At 46.2% G+C, this 223-nt stretch carries 1 rRNA gene; it reads left to right on the forward strand.

Annotated elements, in window-relative coordinates:
• Nucleotides 1–114 precede the first annotated feature (114 nt).
• Nucleotides 115–223 (forward strand): 5S ribosomal RNA (rrf, locus tag ACXAJH_RS20520); the annotation flags it as partial.

Consider the following 223-nt stretch of genomic DNA (forward strand, 5'->3'; position numbering starts at 1 on the left):
AGCTGACGGATACTAATGGATCGATGACTTATCTATATATACTTCGTGAATGATGTTTCATCAATAGTTGTTTCCTTATCCAGTTTTGAGGGTTCACCTCAAACTTTATATCGATGTGGTGGTGAAGGCGAAGAGGTCACACCTGTTCCCATGCCGAACACAGCAGTTAAGCTCTTCAGCGCCGATGGTAGTCGGGTTTACCCCCGTGAGAGTAGGACGCTGC

The organism is Halobacillus sp. ABD4_316 (assembly GCF_056161385.1).